Raw genomic sequence first — 18,713 nt, forward strand, 5'->3', positions numbered from 1 at the left:
CCCTCCCGCACTCCCACTCGGGCCCTCTCCGTCCTTCAGGTTTTTGGAGAAAAACCCGGCTCAGGTCTTCCGTGTTCTGGCCCCGTTCAGCCCTACGCGCTCCGGCCGCCCGAAGTTCAGGACGAGGGTCGTCCCGCCCACGATGGCCGCTGAGACCGCGGCACCCACCGATCCCCACAGGGCCATCCCCAACCCTCCGGCTCCCAGCACCGCGCTGAGTCCGCAGATGCGCAGCACCACCTCGTGCGGCCGCAGCCCTGAATGCAACAGCCGGTGAGGCAGGTGGTCCTTGCCGGTGGAGACCATGATTTGGATGGGGTTCCGCAGCCCCTTCCGGTAGCGCCGCCAGTGCACCAGCAGGAAGTCCCAGGCCGGGAGCGCCAGGATCACGCCCAGGGCGAGGATCTCCCAGGCGGAGTCCAGGCTGGTGGCCAGCGCCGCGCTCAGGGCTGCCAGGAGGAACCCCAGCATGAGGCTTCCGGAGTCCCCGAGGAAGATGCGGGCGGGCGGGAAGTTGTAGCGCAGAAACCCCAACGACGCCCCGGCCAGGGCCGCGGCCGTGGTGGCGACCGCCCACCGGTGGAGGAAGATGGCGAGGAGGGCCAGCGCCACCGCGCTCACCGCCGCGGCCCCGGAGGCCGTCCCGTCCGCGCAGTCCAGGCAGTTGAGGGCGTTCGCCAAGCCCACGATCCAGCCCGCGGCCAGGAGGTGGCCCGCATACGGCCAGGGAAGCCCGATCCGGAAATCACCCAGCCCCACGATGAGCACCACCACCGCGGCTTCCGCCGCGAGCTTCGCGGCCCCCACGCCCCGCACGTCGTCCACGATTCCGATCAGGGCAAAGGCCGCGGCTCCCGCCAGCAGCAGGATCACGTGCAGGTCGTTCACGGGCCGCGCCCACATCAGGGTGGCCGAGCTGAAGGCCAGGTAGACCGCCGCCCCGCCCAGGAGCGGCGTCGGCGTGCGGTGGAGCTTGCGGGGCGCAGGGAGGTCCAGGATCCCGAGCCTTCGGGCCGCCCACGCGGCCGCGGGCGTGACCAGGAGTGCCAGCCCTAGCGCGCAGAAGAAGGCAAGGAGTACGCCCGCCACCTGTGCCTCTCCCGTGCGGTGAACGTGGCTTCCAGGGCCACAAGGATCCGGTTCACCTCCTCCTCCCGCAGCGACGGATAGAGGGGGATCGAGAGGGCGGTGCGGTACGCCTGCTCCGTGCGCGGGAATCCCGGTAGGCCCAGGTACCGGTGGAGGGGCCAGAACACCGGGGGACTCGTCTCCACGCCATGGGCCCGCAGCGCCTCCCGGGCCTTGGCCGCATCTGGGACCGCGACCACGTACCGATAAAAAATGGGGTTTGTTCCGGGCCGCACGGTCGGAGGCCGCAGCCCCAGGGCCCGAACCCGCTCTGCGTAACGGACCGCGAGCCGCCGCCGGCGGTCCAAGAGGGCCGGGAGCTTGTGGACCTGCGACAGCCCGAGAGCAGCCTGGAAGTCCGTGATCTTGTAGTTAAACCGGACCCCCAGGCGCCGCCGGCCGTCGTAGTCCCGCATCTCCCGCACCCGCCGCAGCAGCAGGTCGGAGTTCGAGAGCACCATCCCGCCCTCGCCCGTGGTGATCACCTTCGTGGCGTAGAAGGAGCAGACCGCCACGTCCCCGAAGGACCCCACGGGACGGCCCCTCACCGTGGTGCCCAGGGCCTGGGCGATGTCCTCGATCACGGGAATTTCGAGGCCGCGGAGGGCCTCGATGTCCGCGGCGAACCCGAACATGTGGGGGATCAGGAGGGCCCGGGTGCGCCGGGTGATGACCCGCCGGACTTCCTCCACGGAGAGGTTGTAGCCGTCGGGCTCCAGATCCACGAGTTTCGGGGTTGCGCCCACGTACCGGGCCGCCTGCAGCAACGCCACGCAGGTGTAGCTGGGCAGGATCACCTCGTCCCCGGGCCCCACCCCCAGGGCCACCAGCGCGAGATGTAAAGCCGCGGTCCCGGAGCTCGTGGCCACCCCGCCCCGCACGCCCACGAACCGGGCCACCGCCTCCTCGAACCGCCGGGTTACCTCCCCTTGGGCGATCTGGCCCGAGCGGAGGACCTCGGCCACGGCCCGGACGTCCGCCTCGTCCAGGGTGGGACGGGAGTGCTGGACTACAGCACCATGCGGTGACATACGAACGCCTCCGCGGCCTCCACGGACACCTCCGCGCCCCGCAGCCGCGCAAGCCGCTCCACGTTCATCAAGCTCCCGTGGTGGGGCGCAGGCCGGAGCTGCGAGGCATGGCAGCGGAGCGCCCGCAGCTTCACCTCCAGGAACTCCGAGATGTCCACGTAGAAGTTGGGGTGGAAGGGGGTGGGGCTCCAGCACAGCTGCGGGGCGTCACACGAGAGCACGAGCCGCACGAAGGGTTTGTCCTCCGGCAGGTGCGGCCGGCAGGCCGCAAACCCCGCCCGAAACAGGGCCTCGTGATCCTGGTTGTAGCTGGGGTGGGGGAGGATCACCACGGTCGGCCGCACCCGGTCGATGCTGTACCGGGCTTCTCGCTCGATCAACGTCACGAGATCCCGGCGGGGAACGGCGTCCAGGCGCATGTGGTGGCGGCTGTCCTCGAAGAGGACTTCGTACCCGTCCACCCCCAGGACCTCCATGGCCCTGCGCAGCTCCTCCACCCGCTGGCCGGCCGTGACGAGGAGGTGCTCGGCGTTGTAGTGCCGGAGGTCGCCCACCGACCCCACGATCACGAACACCTCCCCTCCCTCGGCCTTCACCCTGGCGATGGTGCCCCCGCACCCGTAGGCCTCGTCGTCGGGGTGGGGGGCGATCACGAGGACCCTCTGGCCCGAAAAGAAAGCCTCCATCGTCTCGGCCCATTGTAGGTGCCCCCTTGCTCAGTGACTTCTACCCAAACGGAGGGTTTGGATCTATCAAGAGGAGGATTGCGGGGAAGGGCCGGGTTGGGAGAGGCAGGGTACAATGGTTCGGGATGCCGTTCACGGTGGAGGACCTGCAGGATCTGCTCCGGCTGCTGGAGCAGCAGCCCCAGTGGAAGGAAGCGGTGCGGGCCGCCCTCTGGAGCGAGGCGGAGTTCGCCTCTTGGCTTCGGGAGAGGCTTCCCAGGTTGCTGCAGGAGGACCCCCGGTTCGGGGCAGAGGTGATCGGAGTCCTCCAGCAGACCCTGAGTCCCCGGTCGGAGTTCGTACGGGTGCTGGAGGAGATCCGGGCCCTCCGGGAGGACTTCGGCCGCCGGTTTGAGGTCATCGAGCGGACCTTGCAGCTCCACACGGAGCGGTTCGAGGCCATGGACCGCCGGTTTGAGGTCATCGAGCGGACCTTGCAGCTCCACACGGAGCGGTTCGAGGCCATGGACCGCCGGTTTGAGGCCATCGAGCGGACCTTGCAGCTCCACACGGAGCGGTTCGAGGCCATGGACCGCCGGTTTGAGGCCTTGGAGCGGGAGATGGACCGCCGGTTCGAGGCGGTGGACCGGCGGTTCGAGGCGGTGGACCGGCGGTTCGAGGCGGTGGACCGGCGGTTCGAGGCCCTGCAGCGGGAGATGGACCGCCGGTTCGAGCTGCAGGCGAGGATCCTGGCCGAGCACAGCAGAACCCTGCGCCGGATGGAGGTAGGGCTAGGGAGTCTCGGCCGCCGGTTCGGGAAGGGATTCGAGGAGGCCGTGCGGGCCACCATCGAGGAGTTCGCGGGCGTCGGCCCCCTCACAGCGGAGCGCCTCGTGATCCGGGACGTGAACGGCGAGCTGTACGGGGTACCCAACCAGGAGGTGGAGTTCGACGCCTTCGTGCACGACGGGCGGCGGTTCCTGGTGGAGGTGAAGGGTTTCGCGGAGCCGGAGGACGTCCTGAACTTCGTCCGGAAGGTGGAGTTCGCCCGCCGCCACCTTGCCGAGCCCTTCGAGGCGGTGCTCCTCGCGCCGTACGCCACGAAGCGGGCCGTGGAACTGGCCCGGGAGCTGGGGGTGCGGCTCCTGATGGAGCCCGAGGAGGAAGCCCCCGACGAGGGAAACTAGCCCCGTCCCGGAATTCCAAGCGGTTTAACCGTTTGATCCCGGGTTTTCCTTCCCATGGAGGATTGCCGGGGTTTGGCGAGGTCGGAGAATGGGGGGCGAGAACACCCGAGGAGGCCTGGAATGGGGCGGCAGGCGGGATACGCGGCGGTTGTGGTGACGGCGGTGCTGCTCTCCCTCGCGGACGCTCTGCCGGCCTGGGCGCAGGTCCGACCCGTGGAGGTCCCTGAGCCGGGCGGGTTCGCCCTCATGGGCACCGCCCTGTTCGGGGCCCTCGCGGCGTGGAGGCTGTTGAGGCGGCGGGCGTGAGGGCCTCCGTCGTTGCAGGCTGTAAAGCAGCCTCCGGAGGCGGAAGCCCACGGCTTGGTCGACCGGACGAGCGGGCCCATTCCTCCAAACGGAGGATGGACGTCCCGACGGCCTGGAGGTAAGGGTTTGGGGTGAAGGAGGAGGACATGCGACGTTGCAAACGCAGGTTGGCTGGGCGGGTGCCCCTGACCGCGGGGGTGATCGCCGGGCTCGTCGGTGCCTCCGCGCTGGCCGCCCATGCCTTCGTCATCAACCTGGGCGGGCCCGCGGGTTACAGGGCTCGGATCGAAGTCACCCAGGTGGGGCTCAGCCAGCTCAAGATCGTCGTCACGAACCTGACCACCCTTGGGATGTCCGTTCCTCTGCCTACCGGGGTGTCAGGAGGTTGCCCCCAGAATGTCACGTCGGGTATCGACGCAGCCTGCCGGCTGCTCACGAGCTTCGGGTATACGCCCAATGCGATCTCTCAGAACATCACCGGTGGGTCGGCGAAGATCGCCACCGGGTCCACGGGGAAGGGGGACAAGTCGCCCTTCAACTATTCCGCCGGGGACGACTGGAGCGCGGAGTGGGGGTTTGGGAACAACGCGCCGATGGACGGCACGGGTAATCTCGACTTCCTGTCGACGAACGCATCACACATGACCCGGTTCGCAACCAGTCCCAACCGGGACGGGCCGGCAGGGCTTGACGGGCCGCAGGGCGGGCTGCTGAGTAGAGCGTTCACCGGCGCGGGTGGACTCGGGTTCGTGCAGGACACCCTGGAGTTCCTCGTGAACTACAGCGCCAACCTGACGGCTGCGGACCTCTTAGCCCTCCAGAACGCGACCTGGTGGGTGGAGTTCGGGAGCAGCGGCTACTTCCTGTGTGTCGGGCCGGATCCGCGCTGCCCGCCTCCACTCCGTGCCTCCGAACCCGGCTCCCTTGCCCTGATGGGTACGGCGCTCGCGGGTGTGCTGGCGGTAGGGGGGCTACGCCGCAAGCACCGGGCCTGATCCGCCGGACCGCAGGAATCCCGGCGGCGGTCGCGGGGATCCTGCCGCCTCCTCCAGGCTCCGCGTTCCGCGGACAGGCTCCTCCGAACGATCCGGCCTGATCCTCCCCTCGGACGAAGGCGAACGGCGGCTCGGGGTGCCATTATTCGGAAGGCGGACCGTCATGGGAGGAGGAGTGCGCGGTTACGGCGCTGCGGCGGGAATCGGGGGAATCGTCGGCCTCCTGGGTTGGCTCTATGCCCCGGTCCTCCGGGAGATGGCCTCCCAGTGGGCGGTGGACACCACCTACGGGTACGGGTACTACATCCCGCCGGTGGCCGCCTACCTCGTGTGGGAGCGGCGCAGGGCCCTCGCGGCCGCCCGGGCGGAGGGAACTTGGCTCGGGCTGGCCGTCCTGCTGTTGGGGCTCGGGGCCCTGGTGGTCGGCCGGGCCGGCGGGATCGCGCTCCTGTCCCGTACCTCCCTGATCCCGGTGCTCTTCGGCCTCGTCCTGCTCCTCGGGGGGTGGCGGACGGCGCGCCTGGTGGCCTTCCCGATCCTGTTCCTGAGCCTCATGATCCCCCTCCCGCAGGGCCTCCTGCAGCGGCTCACCTGGCCCCTGCAGATCTTCACGGCCCAGTTCAGCACCGAAGTGCTGCGCCTGATGGGTTACCCCGTGTACGTGGAGGGAATCTACATCGACCTCCCCAACGTGCGGCTGGAGGTGGCGGAGGCCTGCAGCGGCTTCCGGTCCCTCGTGGCCCTCGGGGCCACGGGGATCCTGCTGGCGCACCTCACCCAGGAGCGGTGGCGGGAGCGGGTGGTGCTCGTGGCCTCCGTGGTGCCCATCGCGGTCCTGGCGAACGCGGTGCGGGTGACCAGCAACATCGCCCTGGGGATCTACGAGGGCACGTACCACACGGTCTCCGGGTGGATGGTGTTCGTGGCGGCCACGGCCATGCTGGTCGGGGTCTCCTCCGCCCTGGGGAGAGGGGGGAGGGCCGCGTGAGCGGTCCGAAGCTCTTCGCGGCCCTCGCGAGTCTCTTCCTGGCCGCGGTGACGGTGCAGGCCACCCTGGGACACGCGGTCCCCCTCCGGGTGAGCCTCACGGAGTTTCCCCGCTCGATCGGTCCGTGGGTGGGCTCGGACGAACCCCTCGACCCCGAGGCCCTCTCGCGCGCGCGTCCAGATGCCTACCTGAGCCGCCGCTACACCGATCCCCGGGGACCATCCGTGCTCCTGTACGTCGCGTACTTCGCCCGGGATTCCTCTCGGGCCCGGATCCAGGCCGCGTGCTGGGGAGATTGCCAGGTGCGCCAGACGGCCACACACCGCGTGGAGATCGGCGGTCGCACGCTCGCGGTGAACCGGGCCCTGGTGGTGCAGGAGGGGGAGCCCGCGGTGATCCTGTACTGGTTCCAGCTGGGACAGCGCATCCTGCAGGATCCCGATCAGCTCAGGCTGAGCCAGGTGCGGCGGGCGCTTCTGGGGCGGCGGTCGGACGGGGCCCTCGTGCGGATCTCGAGTCCGGTGCGTTCAGATCCCGAAGAAGCCCTGAGCCGGGCGGAGGCGTTCCTGCGGGCGGTCCTTCCCGGGCTTCTGCGGCACCTTCCCGAGTGAGGAGGCGAAAGATGACGGTGGACGCGTTGCCCGTATCCAAGGCCCGGTCGAGCCGGCCCAGGCGGGTCTGGATCCTGGGAGTGGTGTTCCTCGGCGTGCTGGGCTTGGCCACCGCCGGGCTAGCGGTGTGGCGGAGCCCTCAAGCGCGGCTGGCCCGCAGCTGGAGGCAGGGGGAGACCTTCTTCGCCGCGGAGCGGTACCGGGAGGCCATCATCGCCTACCGGAACATCCTGCAGGTCCGGCCCCAGGACGCCCGCGCCCACTACCGGCTGGGCGTCTCCTACCTCCGCATCGGAGACCTCCCCCGGGCCCACGCCTTCCTCCGGAAGAGCCTGGAACTCGATCCGGACCTCCTCGACGCGCGGCTGGACCTCGCGGAGCTGTACCTGTCGGCCCGGCAACCCGCCCGGGCGGAGGAAGAGGCCCGGCGCGCCCTCTCCCGCAGGCCCAGAGACGCGAAGGGCCACCTGCTGCTGAGCCAGGCCGTGGGAGCCCGCGGGGATCCCGGGCCGGCTCTCGGGCTCGTGGACGCCGCGTTGCGGTTGGATCCGAAGCTCGGCCGGGCGTACGTCTGGAAGGCCACGCTGCTTTTGGCCCAAAAGCGGGTGGAAGACGCGGAGCGGATCCTGCGGGAGGGGGTACGGCGTGCCCCTCAGGCTCCCGAGCCCAGGGTCTCCCTCGCGGCGCTGCTCGCCCGGACGGACCGGCAGGAGGAGGCGGAGCGGGTCCTCACGGAGGCTGCAGAAGCCCTCCCGCGGCGGCCCGAGCCGCTTCTGGCCCTGGGGGACTTCTACACATCCCGGCGCAAGCTCCCCGAGGCCATGGACCACTACCGGCGGGCGTGGGACCTCGCCCCGCACGCCAACGCGGCCGGGATCAAGCTGGGAGAGCTGCTCTTGCTACAGGAGCGGTGGGAGGAGGCCGCGGAGGTGGCCCGCAGGCTCCTCCTCGCGAACGCCAACGATCCCCTCGGCCACTACCTCCTGGGCCGGGTGCGGCTGGGAGAAGGGAAGCTCGAGAAGGGGATCGAGGCCCTGCGGGCCACGGTGCTCCTGGCCCCAGATCTCGTGCAGGCGCGGTTCCTGCTGGCCCAGGCCTTCCTGGTGCAGGGGAAGCCCGAGCGGGCCCGGGAGCAGCTGGAGGAGGCCGCTCGGCGCGCGCCCCGGTTCGCCCTAGCCCGAGTAGCCCTCGCGGACGTCTACGCGGCCCTGGGGATGCCGGATCGAGGGGAGCGGGAGCTCCGGGAGCTCGTGACCCTCTTCCCGAGGAGTGCGGCGGCATACCTGGCCCTGGGAGACTTCTACGCGCGCCGGCAGCGGCTCCAGCCTGCTCTAGACGCCTACCGGAAGGCCGTGGAGGTGGAGCCCAAGGACGTGGCGGCCCGGATCCGTGCGGGGATCGTGTACCGGATGCTCAGGGACTACGAGGCCGCGCTGCGGGAGTTCGAGGTCGCGCTTGCGATCCGGCCCGACGCCGCCGACGCCCTCGCGGAGATCGCCCGGGTCTACATCCTCCGCGGGCGGCCGGATCTCGCCATTGCCCGAGTGCAGCGGGAGATCCGGAAGTCCCCCGAGCACGCGAACGCGTACGTGGTGCTGGGGATGATCTACGAGGAGATGGGGGATCTGGTGCGGGCGGAACAGGCCTACATCCGGGGAACCGTCGCGAACCCTAAACTCCCCAGAGCCTACCTCATGCTGGGCCGGCTGTACACCCGCAAGGGGAAGTTCGAGCTCGCGGCCCGGAAGTACGAGGAGGCGCTGCGGCTGGACCCCCGCAACCCGCACCTGTACACCCTCATCGGCAACCTCCACGAGCAGCAGGGCAACGTGGACCTGGCCCAGAGCTACTACGAGCGGGCGTTGCGGGTGGACCCCAACCACGCCCTGGCCGCCAACAACCTGGCCTACACCCTCGCGGACCGAGGGGTGAACCTCGACCGGGCCCTGGAACTGGCGAAGATGGCCAGGGAGCGGATGCCCAAAGACCCTCATGTGGCGGACACCCTGGGATGGGTGTACTACCGGCGGGGGCAACTCCGAGAGGCCCTCCCGCTCCTGGAGGAGGCGGCGCGGGGTCTACCGGACAACCCCACGGTCCGCTACCACCTGGGCATGACCCACCACCGGCTCGGGAACCGCGCGGAAGCCAGGCGGGCGCTCGAGGCCGCCCTGGGCCTCAAACGAGACTTCCCGGAGTCCGGGGAGGCAAAGCGGGTACTGGAGGAACTGAGGGCCCCCGTGAGGTGAGCCTGCACTCCCGGGCGCAAGTCCAGGGTGGACCGCCGTCCTCACTTCCCCACCGCGGCGATGAGGAGCACCCCGGTGCGGTCTGCGGCTTCCCGGGCCGAGGGGTGGATCACGAACCCGAACAGGGCCGGGACCGGAGGGCCCGCGAGTTGCGGGGCGAGGCTTCGGAAGCGCCGCACCAGGGTCTCCACGTCCCGGCCGTAGATGCGGCTGCGGACCTCGCCCACCACCACGACCCGCTCTCCGTCCCGCATCCCCTCCCCGAAGAAGTCTACCTCCACCTCCTCGCCGTCCACGGTGAGCAGCACCCGGCGCAGCTCGTCCCGCCACTCCGGGCGCTCCCTGAGCAGCCTCACGAGGTCCTGGAAGTCCTTCACCGTGAACGGCATCTCACAGGCATTGTACCTCAGGCCACGGGTCGCCTTCCGGGGCCGTCTTGCGGGGTCAGGGGCCGGTGCAGGGGAGGGCGAGGAACTCTGTCGTCCCGGCTTCTTAGCAGGCGCTGGAGCACGGTGCGATGGTGCGGGTGCCAGGGGGAGAAGTCCGGAGTGGCCCGGGGGTTGTAAGGGCTAAAAGGCTGAGGCCCTCTCCGAGGGTGGTGGGGCCCCCGTAAATTGATCCCGGAGAATCCTCCTTTTGGAGGAGAGACCGGGGTGGGCTTTCGGGCGAGGATGAAACCGGTCCGAGCGACTCCAGATGGGGAGGTCTGCATGGGGGACTCGAAGGAAATGCGGCAGTCGGGGCCGTGGGTGGTCCGGGGATTGCGGTGGGTTGCCTTGCCGGCCCTCGCCACCCTGTTTCTCGTGTTGGGCGGGGCAGCGGTAGCTGGCGCTGTGCCGGTTCTCGACTTCAATATGGACGCGACACACCCCGCGGGTGCGAGCATCTCGTACGCGGGGGGAACGAATCCGCTGGTGGGCATAAACATCAGCGTGGATAACGTAACAGGGCTGGGTACGCCTTTGAACAGCGGCATCACGCTAACCATCGTGGGAGGAATCCTCAACTTCACCACGGGGAACCTTATCGGGTCTACTTCGACGTCCTGGCTGTTTGGGGGCGGAGGTTCTATCACCCTTGTCGGAAAGATTCCGGATCTTGGCATCAATACCCTCACCACGCTGCTGAGCGGGACCTGGACGAGCGCCAGCGTGTTCAAGATCGGCGATACGTTCCGGATCGTGGGAGGCACGTTCGTGGACACGAAGCTCAAGGCCCTTACCGACTACTTCGGACTCCCAGACGGGGTCACGCTCTACCTGGGGAACATCAACTTGAGCTTTAGTGCTACGGGAAGTCCACCCAACGCGTTCTCAAGCACTCGGGTCCTGAGTGGGGACCTGTTGAACACGCCCAGAGTTCCGGAGCCGTCCGCGGGTCTGCTCTTCGCGTCCGCGCTCGCCTCGGCTCTCGGGGCCGTTTCCCTGGGCTCGCTCAGGCGTAAGGGCACGCCCGCCTGCGCGGCGGCCTAGTTTCTGGGTCTGGGAACTGGTCGGGGAGAGCTGGAGCAGGCTCTGCCTGAAGAGCCTGCTCCAGCTGTTTGTGGCCCGCTATCCCTTCCCTCCGCTCAAGGCCAGCAGCGTCTCCAGCTCCTCCCGGAACGCCTCCCGGCCCTCGGGGGTGGCCCGGACCCAGGTGCGGGGCCTACGGCCCACGTACCCTTTGTCCACCGCCACATATCCCGCTTCTTCCAGGACCCGAAGGTGGGCGGAGAGGTTCCCGGGCGTGAGGCCCAGGAGCTCCCGGAGCGCCTCGAATTCCAGGGCGCTTTCCTCCGGCAGGGCCGATAAAGCGGCCATGATGCGTAGCCGCGTGCCCTGCGCGAGGGCATCCCGGGCCATCTACCGCCACCCCCACCGGGTTCCCGTGAGGAGCCCGCTCGCCAGCAGGGCAACCGCCCAGGCGAGGGCGCCGATGGGCCTCAGGTGCGCGGGGGCCAGGAAGTGGCCCAGCAGCACGGCAACCCCCGCCGCGGTTCCGGCCAGGGCCGCCACCGGGAACCACCACAGCCCGTAGAGCACGTACCCCAGGGCGAAGACAAGGTGCGGTAGAAGGCTACCCTCCCCTGACCAATCCAGCCCCGCAAGATGCGGGAGCCCGAGGGCCACCAGCGTCACCAGGGCCCAGTGGAGCGGGTGCCGCCACCACAGGGGATCCCGGACCCGGACCTGAGGTCCCAGCACCCAGCCCACGACGATGCTCGCCACGGCTCCCAGTCCAACCAGGATCGGCCAAGCGACCCTTCTCACCTCCTGGGAACCCGTCAGCTCTGCGACCCCTCCCCCGAGGAGCACAAGCCCCCACAGGATGGAGTACGGGGCGAATAGGCCGGCGGTGGCCCAGCGCCGGGCCCGATCCACCACGGCCCGCACCTCCCGGACTTCCCGCACCAGCCCTTCCTCAGCTCCCATGTTCTCCCACCTCCCAGAGTACTCTGTACTACAAACACATTTGCAAAATCCGCGTAGACTTGTCAAGGGGCTGCCTCAAGCGGGGTTCTTGGGCTTACGAAGGGCTCAGGACGGCTACCGGGATGGGTCTCTAGGGGATCCGGGTCGCAGGGGGCACGGGCCGGTCCGGCCGGCCCATCAGGATCTCCAGGGCGCGGTCTCCCTCGTTGAAGAGGAGGTCCACCACGGAGAGGTCCGGCAAGAAGCCCGCCTGGGGGAACAGCTGGCGGTACGTAGGGCAGCTCCAGTTCTGCAGCCGCACTTCGATCCCCGCCTCCTCGAAGAGGCCTACGTCCAGGTGGTTCGTGGCCGCGTAGTCGCCCGTGAGGTAGACGTCGGCTCCCAGGGCCCGGCAGATGGCCACGAGCCGCTCCGTGGCCCGGCCCGGCACCCCGAGCTCGGAGCTGCGCACGAGCTGGGTGCCCGCGCCCAGCGCCCGGAGGATCTCCGCCAACAGGTGCAAATTCAGCTCCCACAGGGACTCCCACTCCCGGGCGTAGACCGCCTCGAAGACCTCCGCGTACCGGCGGAAGTAGGGGGCCCGGCCGTAGTTCGTGCGCAGGGCGTTCCAGTGCTTCCTGCGCCAACTTTCCCGGTTGCAGATGCGCACCTCGACGATGGGTTTGCCGAAGGGATCCTCCACGGGCACGGTGAGGTAGGTCCAGCCCTGCGCGGTCTTGATCCTGTTGCGGTTCTGCCACCCGTTCTTCGTGTACTGGGCGTCGTCCAGGAGCACGAACACCTCGCTGCGCACGACCTTGTCCACGTACCGCAACCAGGGGAGGTAGTGGGGCTGGTGGGCGGCGACGATCATCCCCGGAGTCCCGCGGGCGCAGGGGGGGCGTGCCGCAAAAAGCCGTTCTCCCGACACCACCCGATGGTCCGGCGCAACCCCTCCTCCAGGTCCACCTGGGGTCGGTAGCCCAGGACCAGGCGGGCCCGGGTGAGGTCCGGCACCCGCCGGGGCGTGTCCTCGAACCGCTGGCCGTATTGGTCCTCGTAGGGCACGAACACGATGCGGGACGCACTGCCCGCGAGGTCCCGGATCAGCTCCGCGAGCTCGCGGATGCGGATCTCCCGGTCGTTGCCGAGGTTGAAGACCTGTCCTTCCGCCTCCGGAGCCTCCGAGGCCAGCAGCACCCCGGCCACCAGGTCGTCCACGTAGCAGAAGCAGCGGGATTGTTTGCCGTCCCCGTGCACGGTGAGGTCCTCGCCAAGCAGGGCCTGCCGGATGAACCGGGCCACCACCGTCCCGTAGCCGTTCTCGTGGATGCGGGGGCCGTACACGTTGAAAAAGCGCAGGATCACCACGGGAAGGCCCTGGGCCGCGTAGGCCCAGGCGAAGTGCTCGTCGATGGCCTTGGCGCTGCTGTACGACCACCGGCTCACCGTGGTGGGCCCCAGGACCCGGTCGTCGTCCTCCCGCAGGGGCGCCTTCGTCGCCTTCCCGTACACCTCGCTGGAGCTCGCGAGGACCACCTTCTTCCAGTGCCGGAAGGCGGCCCGCAGCACCGTCTCCGTCCCCTCCACGTTCACCTGGATGGCCTGCAGGGGGTTCTGCACGATGTACCAAACGCCCACCGCGGCCGCCAGGTGGAACACGAGGTCGCAGGACTCCACGAGCTCGTCCACCACCGCCGGGTTCAGGATGGAGTCGTTCACGAACCGGAACCGGGGGTTCTCCAGGTGGTGGCGGACGTTCTGGATCCGGCCCGTGGAGAGGTTGTCCAGCACCACCACCTCATCCCCCCGCTCCAGCAGCCGGTCCACCAAGTGCGACCCGATGAACCCGGCACCACCGGTCACCAGCGCGCGCATCCGACCTCCTCGGGTGTAGGGTTTCAAAACCCAGGATACGGCGGCCTCCCGGGGAGGCTCATCCCCCGGATGCAGGAAGAAGCCGGATCAGACGGGGGATGCGTACTCCCGTCGGATGGGGTATTCTGGGCGGGCCATGGACGCCACCCCGCACCTTTTGTTCGGCGCGGCCCTGGGCATGCGGATGCGCAACCCCTTCCTCGCCTTCGCGGCAGGGGTCGCGAGCCATGCGGTCTTGGATCTCATCCCCCACGCCAACTACACGGGGTGGCGACCCCTCTCCCCGGCCATGGTACTGGACGTGGCGGTGGCCACAGGTCTGAGCCTCCTCATCGCGCGCCTCGCTCCCTCGCCCCTCGGGGCCCTGGCGGGTGCCGCGGGCGGTGCCTTCCCGGACGTGGAACGGGTTCTGACGGGGCATGCGAAGGACTTCCTCCGGCGGCCGCCCTTTGGCCTTCACCAGAACGAGATCCCGCCGCCGTGGGGACTCCTGACGCAGGCCGCGGCGGTGGGGGTGGCGCTGTGGCTCGTGTGGCGGAACTCGAAGCGCTCCGTTCCGACTTGACACCCGCTTTCGGAGCTATGAGATTAATAGGCTGAGTTCAGGTTTGGCCTGAGCTGGCCTACAGGGGAGCCGTGCTGATCGCGGAGGGGCTGCATAAGCGGTTCGGGGGTGTGGCGGCGATCCGGGGGGTGAGCCTGGAGGTCCGCGAGGGGGAGATCGTGGGGCTCGTGGGACCGAACGGCGCGGGGAAGACCACCCTCTTCAACCTCCTCACGGGCATGCTGCTCCCGGACGAGGGACGGATCCGCTTCCGGGGCCAGGATCTCACCGGCCCCCCCTGGCTGCGGGCCCGGCTGGGCATGGGCCGGACCTTCCAGGTGCCGCGGGTCTTCGGCCCTCTCACCTGCCTCGATCACATCCTCCTGGCCGCGGATGCCCGGAACGGAGCAGGATCCCCGGCGCAAACCAGAAACCCGGATCCCCGGGATCTTCTCTCCTTCGTGGGGCTGAACGGCCTGGAGCACGTCCCCGCGGCACTCCTCAACCCCACGCACCGGAAGCTCCTGGAACTCGCCACCGTGCTGGCCACGGGACCCTCCCTGGTCCTGCTGGACGAGCCCATGGCGGGGATGACGCCCGTGGAGGTTCAGAACACCATGGGCCTGATCCGGCGGCTGCGGGAGGAACGGGGGATCACCGTGGTGTGGGTGGAGCACCTCATGCACGCGGTCACCAGGGTCGCGGATCGGATGGTCGTCCTGCATCAGGGCGAGGTGATCGCGGAAGGGCCTCCCGAACAGGTCATGCGGGACTCCAGGGTGGTGGACGTCTACCTGGGAGAGGGGACGGGCGCATGACCGAGCCCCTCCTGCGGGTGGAGCACCTGCATGCGGGCTACGGGGCCCTCTCCGTGGTCTGGGACGTCAGCCTGGTGGTGCATCCCGGGGAGTGGGTGGTGGTCCTGGGCCCCAACGGCGCGGGCAAGACCACCCTCTTCCGGGCCCTGGCCGGGGTGCGGTCGAACGGTCTCCGGGTCAGTGCCGGGAAAGTGATGGTCCGGGATCGGCCCCTGGTGCCCCTGGATGGATACCACCGGGCGCGGGCGGGCATCGCGTACGTCCCCGAGGGGCGGCACGTGTTCCCGGGGCTCACGGTGCAGGAGAACCTGGAGCTCGCGGGCGCGGTCTGCCTGGATCGGCGGGAGCGGCCGCGGGCCATGGAGGAAGTGTTCCGTCTCCTGCCGGTCCTCGGGGAGCGGCGACGGCAGCTGGCGGGCACCCTCTCCGGCGGAGAGCAGCAGATGCTGGCCATCGGGCGGGCCCTCATGCAGCGGCCCGCCCTGCTGATCCTGGATGAGCCCAGCCAGGGGCTCGCCCCGAAGGTGGTGCTGGCCCTGTACGAGTTTCTCTCCCGCCTGCGGGAGCGGGGGGTGACCCTGCTCATGGCGGAGCAGAACGTCCGCGAGGCCCTCCGCCTGGCCAGTCGGGCCTACGTCCTGGAGCACGGGCGGGTGGTGCGGGAAGGGCCAAGCGAGGCGTTGATGGAGGACGAGACCCTGCGCAGGGCGTTTCTGGGCGTGTGAGGGATCGGGCTTCCGGCACCGGAAACTCCAAATAAAGGGGGGAGAAACAACATGGCGCACCGCATGGATCGGAGGCAGTTCCTGAGGGTGGCGGCGGGGGCCACGGCCACGGCCCTGCTGCCCCACTCCTGGGCGAGGGCGCAGGCGAGGCCCGTGCGGGTGGGGTTCGCCATCTCGGAGACGGGGCCGTACGCCATCGGAGCACGGCTCACGCAGATCCCCAACTACTACCTGTGGCGGGACGAGGTCAACGCCCGGGGAGGGCTGCTGGTTCGCGGGGAAGGGCGCCGTCCCATCGAGTTCGTGAACTACGACGACCGCAGCGACATCGGAACCGCGGTGCGGCTGTTCGAGAAGCTCATCCGGGAGGACCGCGTGGACCTGGTTCTTCCCCCCTGGGGGACGGCCATGCACTTCGCGGTGGCGCCCGTGGTGAGCCGGCTGGGGTACGTGCTCCTGGGGATCACGGTAGGCTCCCTGCGGATCCGGGAGTTGGGGGCGGAGAACTTCTTTGCCCTCCTCCCTCAACCGGATTCCGTCACCATCAGCATCGTCCAGTTCCTGCGGGAGGTGCGGGAGCGCCACGGGTACAACCGGGTGGCCCTCCTGCACGTGGCGGACCTCCACGGCGTGGAGCACCAGACCGCCATCGTGCCCCTGCTGAGGCGGGAGCGGTTCGAGATCGTGGAAGACCGGAGCTATCCCCTCACGGTCACGGACCTCTCGGATGTCCTGCGGACGATCCAGGCCCGCCGGCCGGAGATTTTGGTGGCCTTCAACTACCCTGCGGATGGCAATCTGATCGTGCAGCAGTCCATCGCCCTGCGCTTTAACCCTCCCGTCATGATTTTGGGTGTAGGGGCTTTCTTCCAGGAATTCGCCCAGCAGTTCGGGAGGAACGTGGAGGGGATCATCTGTCACCAGGCGGCCTGGAGCCCGAAGCTCAAGATCCCCGGAGCCCGGGAGTACTACGAGGCCTTTCGGAGGAAGTTCGGGCGGAACCCCGACCACGCGGGAAGCTCGCTCGTCTACCAGAGCCTGAAGATGCTGGAGCAGGCCATCGCGGAGGTGGGTCTGGACCAGCGGCGCATCAAGGAGTACCTGGAGCGGCATGAGTTCAACGGCCCGTGGGGTCCCGTGAAGTTCGAACGCGGGATCAACCGGGCGGGGAACTACGTGGGGAGGCCGAACCGGCTGGGCCAGTGGCAGCCAAGCGGGTACGAGGTCATCTGGCCCTCGGAGTACGCCACCGCGCGGCCCATCATCCCGAAACCCGCCTGGAAGTGACGGGGATGGACCTGCGGCTGTTCCTCGAGATCGGGGCCGGGGGGGTGCTCCTGGGGGGGCTGTATGCCCTGATCGCCGCGGGCCTGAACCTGCAGTACGGTCTCATGCGGGTGCTCAACGTGGCCCACGGCGAGTTCGTGATGCTGGGCGCGTACGTGACGTACACCCTGTACACCTCCCTGGGCCTGAGTCCCCTCCTGGGATTGGTCCTGCAGCTCCCGCTGTTCTTCCTCCTGGGCTGGGGCATCTACGGCGTGGTGTATCGAGGGGTGCTGGAGCAGGGAGGAGGCCCCGCGCAGCTGGAGGCCAACTCCCTGCTCCTGTCCTTCGGGCTCCTTTTCATCCTGGAGAACCTGGCCCTGGTGGTGTGGGGTCCGTCCCTCCGGGGGTATCAGTACCTGCACCGTCCCGTCTCCGTCTTCGGGACCCTCTTCCCTGTGAACCGCCTGGTGGCCCTGGGGGTGGCGTTGCTGCTGACCGTTTTGCTCCTCGGATTCCTGCACCGGACCGCTCTGGGGACGGCCCTGCGGGCCCTGATGCAGGATCCGGAAGGGGCGGAGGCGGTGGGATTGCCCCTCGTGCGCCTCCATGGCTTCAGCTTCGGCCTGGGCTGTGCCCTCGCAGGTCTCACGGGGGCGCTCGTGAGCATGCTGTTCACCCTGACGCCGAGCATCGGGATGCCGTACACCATCACGGCCCTGGTGGTGATCATCCTGGGGGGCTTGGGGAGCGTGGCCGGAAGCCTGCTCGGGGGCCTCCTCCTGGGCGTACTGGAAGCCCTGGGCGCCTATGTGGTGGGCGCGGACCTGCGCACGGCCCTCACCTACGCCCTCCTGGTGGCAGTACTCCTGTTCCGGCCGTACGGGTTGTTCCAGGCGAAGACCCGCTCCCCGGGGCAGGCTGCGGGAGGGTAGCTTTGACAGCGCGCGGATCGGTCCGTCCGGCCTGGCTGGTGGCGCTCGGCGGCCTGGGAGCCTTGGTGTCCCTTCCCCTGTGGGCCTCCTCCTACGTGGTGGGGCTCCTCCAGGCGCTCTTCGCCTACGTGGCCCTCGCGAGTGCCTGGGCGCTGTTCAGCGGCCTCAGCGGGTACTTCTCCCTGGGGAGCGCGGCCTTCTTCGGGGTGGGGACGTACGCCACCTTCCTGCTGGCGGCCGCGGTGGGCTGGATCCCCTCCATCTTCCTGGGAGCGGCCGTGGGAGGACTGGTGGCCCTGGCGGTGGGAGGGGTTTCCCTCCGGCTCCGGGGACCGTACTTCGCCATCCTGACCTTCGGCCTCAGCGAGCTCGTGCGCTATCTGGCCTTGGGCTACGAGATGCGGTTTTCGAAGACCGTGGGGCGGGTGCTCATCCTCCCCGTGGACGTGGGAGGGGTGTACCTCGCGGTGTTGGCCGTGGCCGTGGTGGCGGTGGGGCTCAGCAGGTGGCTGTACGGCAACCGGTACGGTCGTCTGCTGGCGGCCATCGGGGCGGATGAGGAGCGCCTGGAATCCCTGGGCTTCCGCACCACGGGTCTGAAGGTGCTCATGTTCGCGGTGAGCGGAGCCCTCTCCGCGGCGGTGGGGGGCGCCCTGGCGCCCCGGTGGACCTACATCGATCCCCACATCGCCTTCAGCCCGCTCATCTCCTTCCAGACGGTCCTCATGGCCCTGCTGGGAGGGGTGACGCGGTGGTGGGGACCGCCGCTGGGAGCCCTGGCCCTGGGTCTGGTCAGCGAGTTCCTGTCCATCCGGTTCCGCTACCTGTACCTCATCCTGCTGGGTCTGTTGCTGATCGCCCTGGTCCGGTTCTGGCCTCGGGGGCTCGTGGAGGTGGAAGAGCAGGTCCGGCGCTGGAGGAGCCGGAGGCTCCTACTGGGAAAGGAGAGGCGGACCGAACTCCAACCCGGGTGGGGCGCGGAGTCGGATCCGTAGCA

General features: G+C 69.3%; 21 protein-coding genes. 13 read left to right on the forward strand and 8 right to left on the reverse strand.

All coding sequences use genetic code 11. From position 1 onward, the window contains the following. Nucleotides 1–60: 60 nt before the first annotated feature. The 3 genes from QN206_09285 to QN206_09295 are packed head-to-tail and all read right to left on the reverse strand — an operon-like array spanning nucleotide 61 to nucleotide 2,845. Nucleotides 61–1,089 carry an MraY family glycosyltransferase gene (locus tag QN206_09285; GenBank protein ID MDR7614997.1) on the reverse strand — a complete coding sequence of 343 codons (1,029 nt, stop codon included), beginning with the start codon at nucleotides 1,087–1,089 and terminating at the stop codon, nucleotides 61–63. Next, nucleotides 1,053–2,159: a DegT/DnrJ/EryC1/StrS family aminotransferase gene (locus QN206_09290; protein MDR7614998.1), complete on the reverse strand. Its 1,107-nt coding sequence runs from the start codon at nucleotides 2,157–2,159 to the stop codon at nucleotides 1,053–1,055. The genes QN206_09285 and QN206_09290 overlap by 37 nt, the downstream gene beginning before the upstream one ends. Then, nucleotides 2,138–2,845 carry a PIG-L deacetylase family protein gene (locus QN206_09295; protein MDR7614999.1) on the reverse strand — a complete coding sequence of 236 codons (708 nt, stop codon included), beginning with the start codon at nucleotides 2,843–2,845 and terminating at the stop codon, nucleotides 2,138–2,140. Before QN206_09295 ends, QN206_09290 begins: the two co-directional genes overlap by 22 nt. 125 nt (nucleotides 2,846–2,970) lie before the next feature. Here QN206_09295 and QN206_09300 point away from each other — a divergent pair, with 125 nt between their 5' ends. The 6 genes from QN206_09300 to QN206_09325 all read left to right on the forward strand — a co-directional run bounded on the left by QN206_09300 (nucleotide 2,971) and on the right by QN206_09325 (nucleotide 9,160). Beyond that, entirely contained in the window at nucleotides 2,971–4,011 is a 1,041-nt protein-coding gene (locus tag QN206_09300) for a DUF3782 domain-containing protein (protein MDR7615000.1), read from the forward strand. A gap of 120 nt (nucleotides 4,012–4,131) precedes the next feature. Continuing rightward, nucleotides 4,132–4,317 (forward strand): PEP-CTERM sorting domain-containing protein, encoded by a 186-nt coding sequence (locus tag QN206_09305; GenBank protein MDR7615001.1) that lies wholly within the window; start codon nucleotides 4,132–4,134, stop codon nucleotides 4,315–4,317. A 146-nt stretch (nucleotides 4,318–4,463) separates the two neighbouring features. Next, entirely contained in the window at nucleotides 4,464–5,312 is an 849-nt protein-coding gene (locus QN206_09310) for a hypothetical protein (protein MDR7615002.1), read from the forward strand. 175 nt (nucleotides 5,313–5,487) lie between these two features. Beyond that, entirely contained in the window at nucleotides 5,488–6,300 is an 813-nt protein-coding gene (locus QN206_09315; protein ID MDR7615003.1) for an exosortase/archaeosortase family protein, read from the forward strand. Continuing rightward, a complete protein-coding gene (locus QN206_09320) occupies nucleotides 6,297–6,911 on the forward strand; it encodes an EpsI family protein (protein ID MDR7615004.1) in 615 nt (204 codons plus the stop codon). Before QN206_09315 ends, QN206_09320 begins: the two co-directional genes overlap by 4 nt. An 11-nt stretch (nucleotides 6,912–6,922) precedes the next feature. Next, a complete protein-coding gene (locus QN206_09325) occupies nucleotides 6,923–9,160 on the forward strand; it encodes a tetratricopeptide repeat protein (protein MDR7615005.1) in 2,238 nt (745 codons plus the stop codon). Nucleotides 9,161–9,201: 41 nt separating this feature from the next. On the opposite strand, the gene QN206_09330 is transcribed toward QN206_09325, so the two are convergent. Next, nucleotides 9,202–9,549: a hypothetical protein gene (locus tag QN206_09330; protein MDR7615006.1), complete on the reverse strand. Its 348-nt coding sequence runs from the start codon at nucleotides 9,547–9,549 to the stop codon at nucleotides 9,202–9,204. Nucleotides 9,550–9,870: 321 nt separating this feature from the next. Here QN206_09330 and QN206_09335 point away from each other — a divergent pair, with 321 nt between their 5' ends. Continuing rightward, on the forward strand, nucleotides 9,871–10,632 hold the full coding sequence (locus tag QN206_09335; protein MDR7615007.1) for a hypothetical protein: 762 nt from the start codon (nucleotides 9,871–9,873) through the stop codon (nucleotides 10,630–10,632). 78 nt (nucleotides 10,633–10,710) lie between these two features. Here the strand turns inward: QN206_09335 and QN206_09340 are convergent, their stop codons facing one another. The 4 genes from QN206_09340 to QN206_09355 all read right to left on the reverse strand — a co-directional run bounded on the left by QN206_09340 (nucleotide 10,711) and on the right by QN206_09355 (nucleotide 13,428). Next, nucleotides 10,711–11,001, reverse strand: a complete 291-nt coding sequence (locus tag QN206_09340) for a transcriptional regulator (GenBank protein ID MDR7615008.1) — start codon at nucleotides 10,999–11,001, stop codon at nucleotides 10,711–10,713. Further along, entirely contained in the window at nucleotides 11,002–11,571 is a 570-nt protein-coding gene (locus QN206_09345) for a hypothetical protein (GenBank protein MDR7615009.1), read from the reverse strand. It abuts the gene before it with no gap. A gap of 130 nt (nucleotides 11,572–11,701) precedes the next feature. Continuing rightward, the gene (locus QN206_09350) at nucleotides 11,702–12,424 is read right to left on the reverse strand and encodes a WbqC family protein (protein ID MDR7615010.1); all 723 of its coding nucleotides are present in this window, start codon (nucleotides 12,422–12,424) and stop codon (nucleotides 11,702–11,704) included. Beyond that, nucleotides 12,421–13,428, reverse strand: coding sequence for a GDP-mannose 4,6-dehydratase (locus QN206_09355; protein ID MDR7615011.1), 1,008 nt, complete (start codon nucleotides 13,426–13,428; stop codon nucleotides 12,421–12,423). Before QN206_09355 ends, QN206_09350 begins: the two co-directional genes overlap by 4 nt. A 115-nt stretch (nucleotides 13,429–13,543) precedes the next feature. Between QN206_09355 and QN206_09360 the strand changes: the two genes are divergently transcribed. The 6 genes from QN206_09360 to QN206_09385 all read left to right on the forward strand — a co-directional run bounded on the left by QN206_09360 (nucleotide 13,544) and on the right by QN206_09385 (nucleotide 18,711). Next, nucleotides 13,544–13,993 (forward strand): hypothetical protein, encoded by a 450-nt coding sequence (locus QN206_09360; protein MDR7615012.1) that lies wholly within the window; start codon nucleotides 13,544–13,546, stop codon nucleotides 13,991–13,993. 71 nt (nucleotides 13,994–14,064) lie between these two features. Then, nucleotides 14,065–14,790 (forward strand): ABC transporter ATP-binding protein, encoded by a 726-nt coding sequence (locus tag QN206_09365; protein ID MDR7615013.1) that lies wholly within the window; start codon nucleotides 14,065–14,067, stop codon nucleotides 14,788–14,790. After that, nucleotides 14,787–15,515: an ABC transporter ATP-binding protein gene (locus tag QN206_09370; GenBank protein MDR7615014.1), complete on the forward strand. Its 729-nt coding sequence runs from the start codon at nucleotides 14,787–14,789 to the stop codon at nucleotides 15,513–15,515. Before QN206_09365 ends, QN206_09370 begins: the two co-directional genes overlap by 4 nt. Before the next feature lie 51 nt (nucleotides 15,516–15,566). Then, complete coding sequence (locus QN206_09375) at nucleotides 15,567–16,802, forward strand: amino acid ABC transporter substrate-binding protein (GenBank protein ID MDR7615015.1); 1,236 nt, start codon at nucleotides 15,567–15,569, stop codon at nucleotides 16,800–16,802. 5 nt (nucleotides 16,803–16,807) lie between these two features. Continuing rightward, nucleotides 16,808–17,716 carry a branched-chain amino acid ABC transporter permease gene (locus QN206_09380; protein MDR7615016.1) on the forward strand — a complete coding sequence of 303 codons (909 nt, stop codon included), beginning with the start codon at nucleotides 16,808–16,810 and terminating at the stop codon, nucleotides 17,714–17,716. Between the two features lie 2 nt (nucleotides 17,717–17,718). Then, nucleotides 17,719–18,711: a branched-chain amino acid ABC transporter permease gene (locus tag QN206_09385; GenBank protein ID MDR7615017.1), complete on the forward strand. Its 993-nt coding sequence runs from the start codon at nucleotides 17,719–17,721 to the stop codon at nucleotides 18,709–18,711. The last annotated feature ends 2 nt before the right edge of the window (nucleotides 18,712–18,713 follow it).

The sequence above is a fragment of the Armatimonadota bacterium genome, from assembly GCA_031460175.1.
GTDB classification, from domain to species: domain Bacteria; phylum Sysuimicrobiota; class Sysuimicrobiia; order Sysuimicrobiales; family Sysuimicrobiaceae; genus Sysuimicrobium; species Sysuimicrobium tengchongense.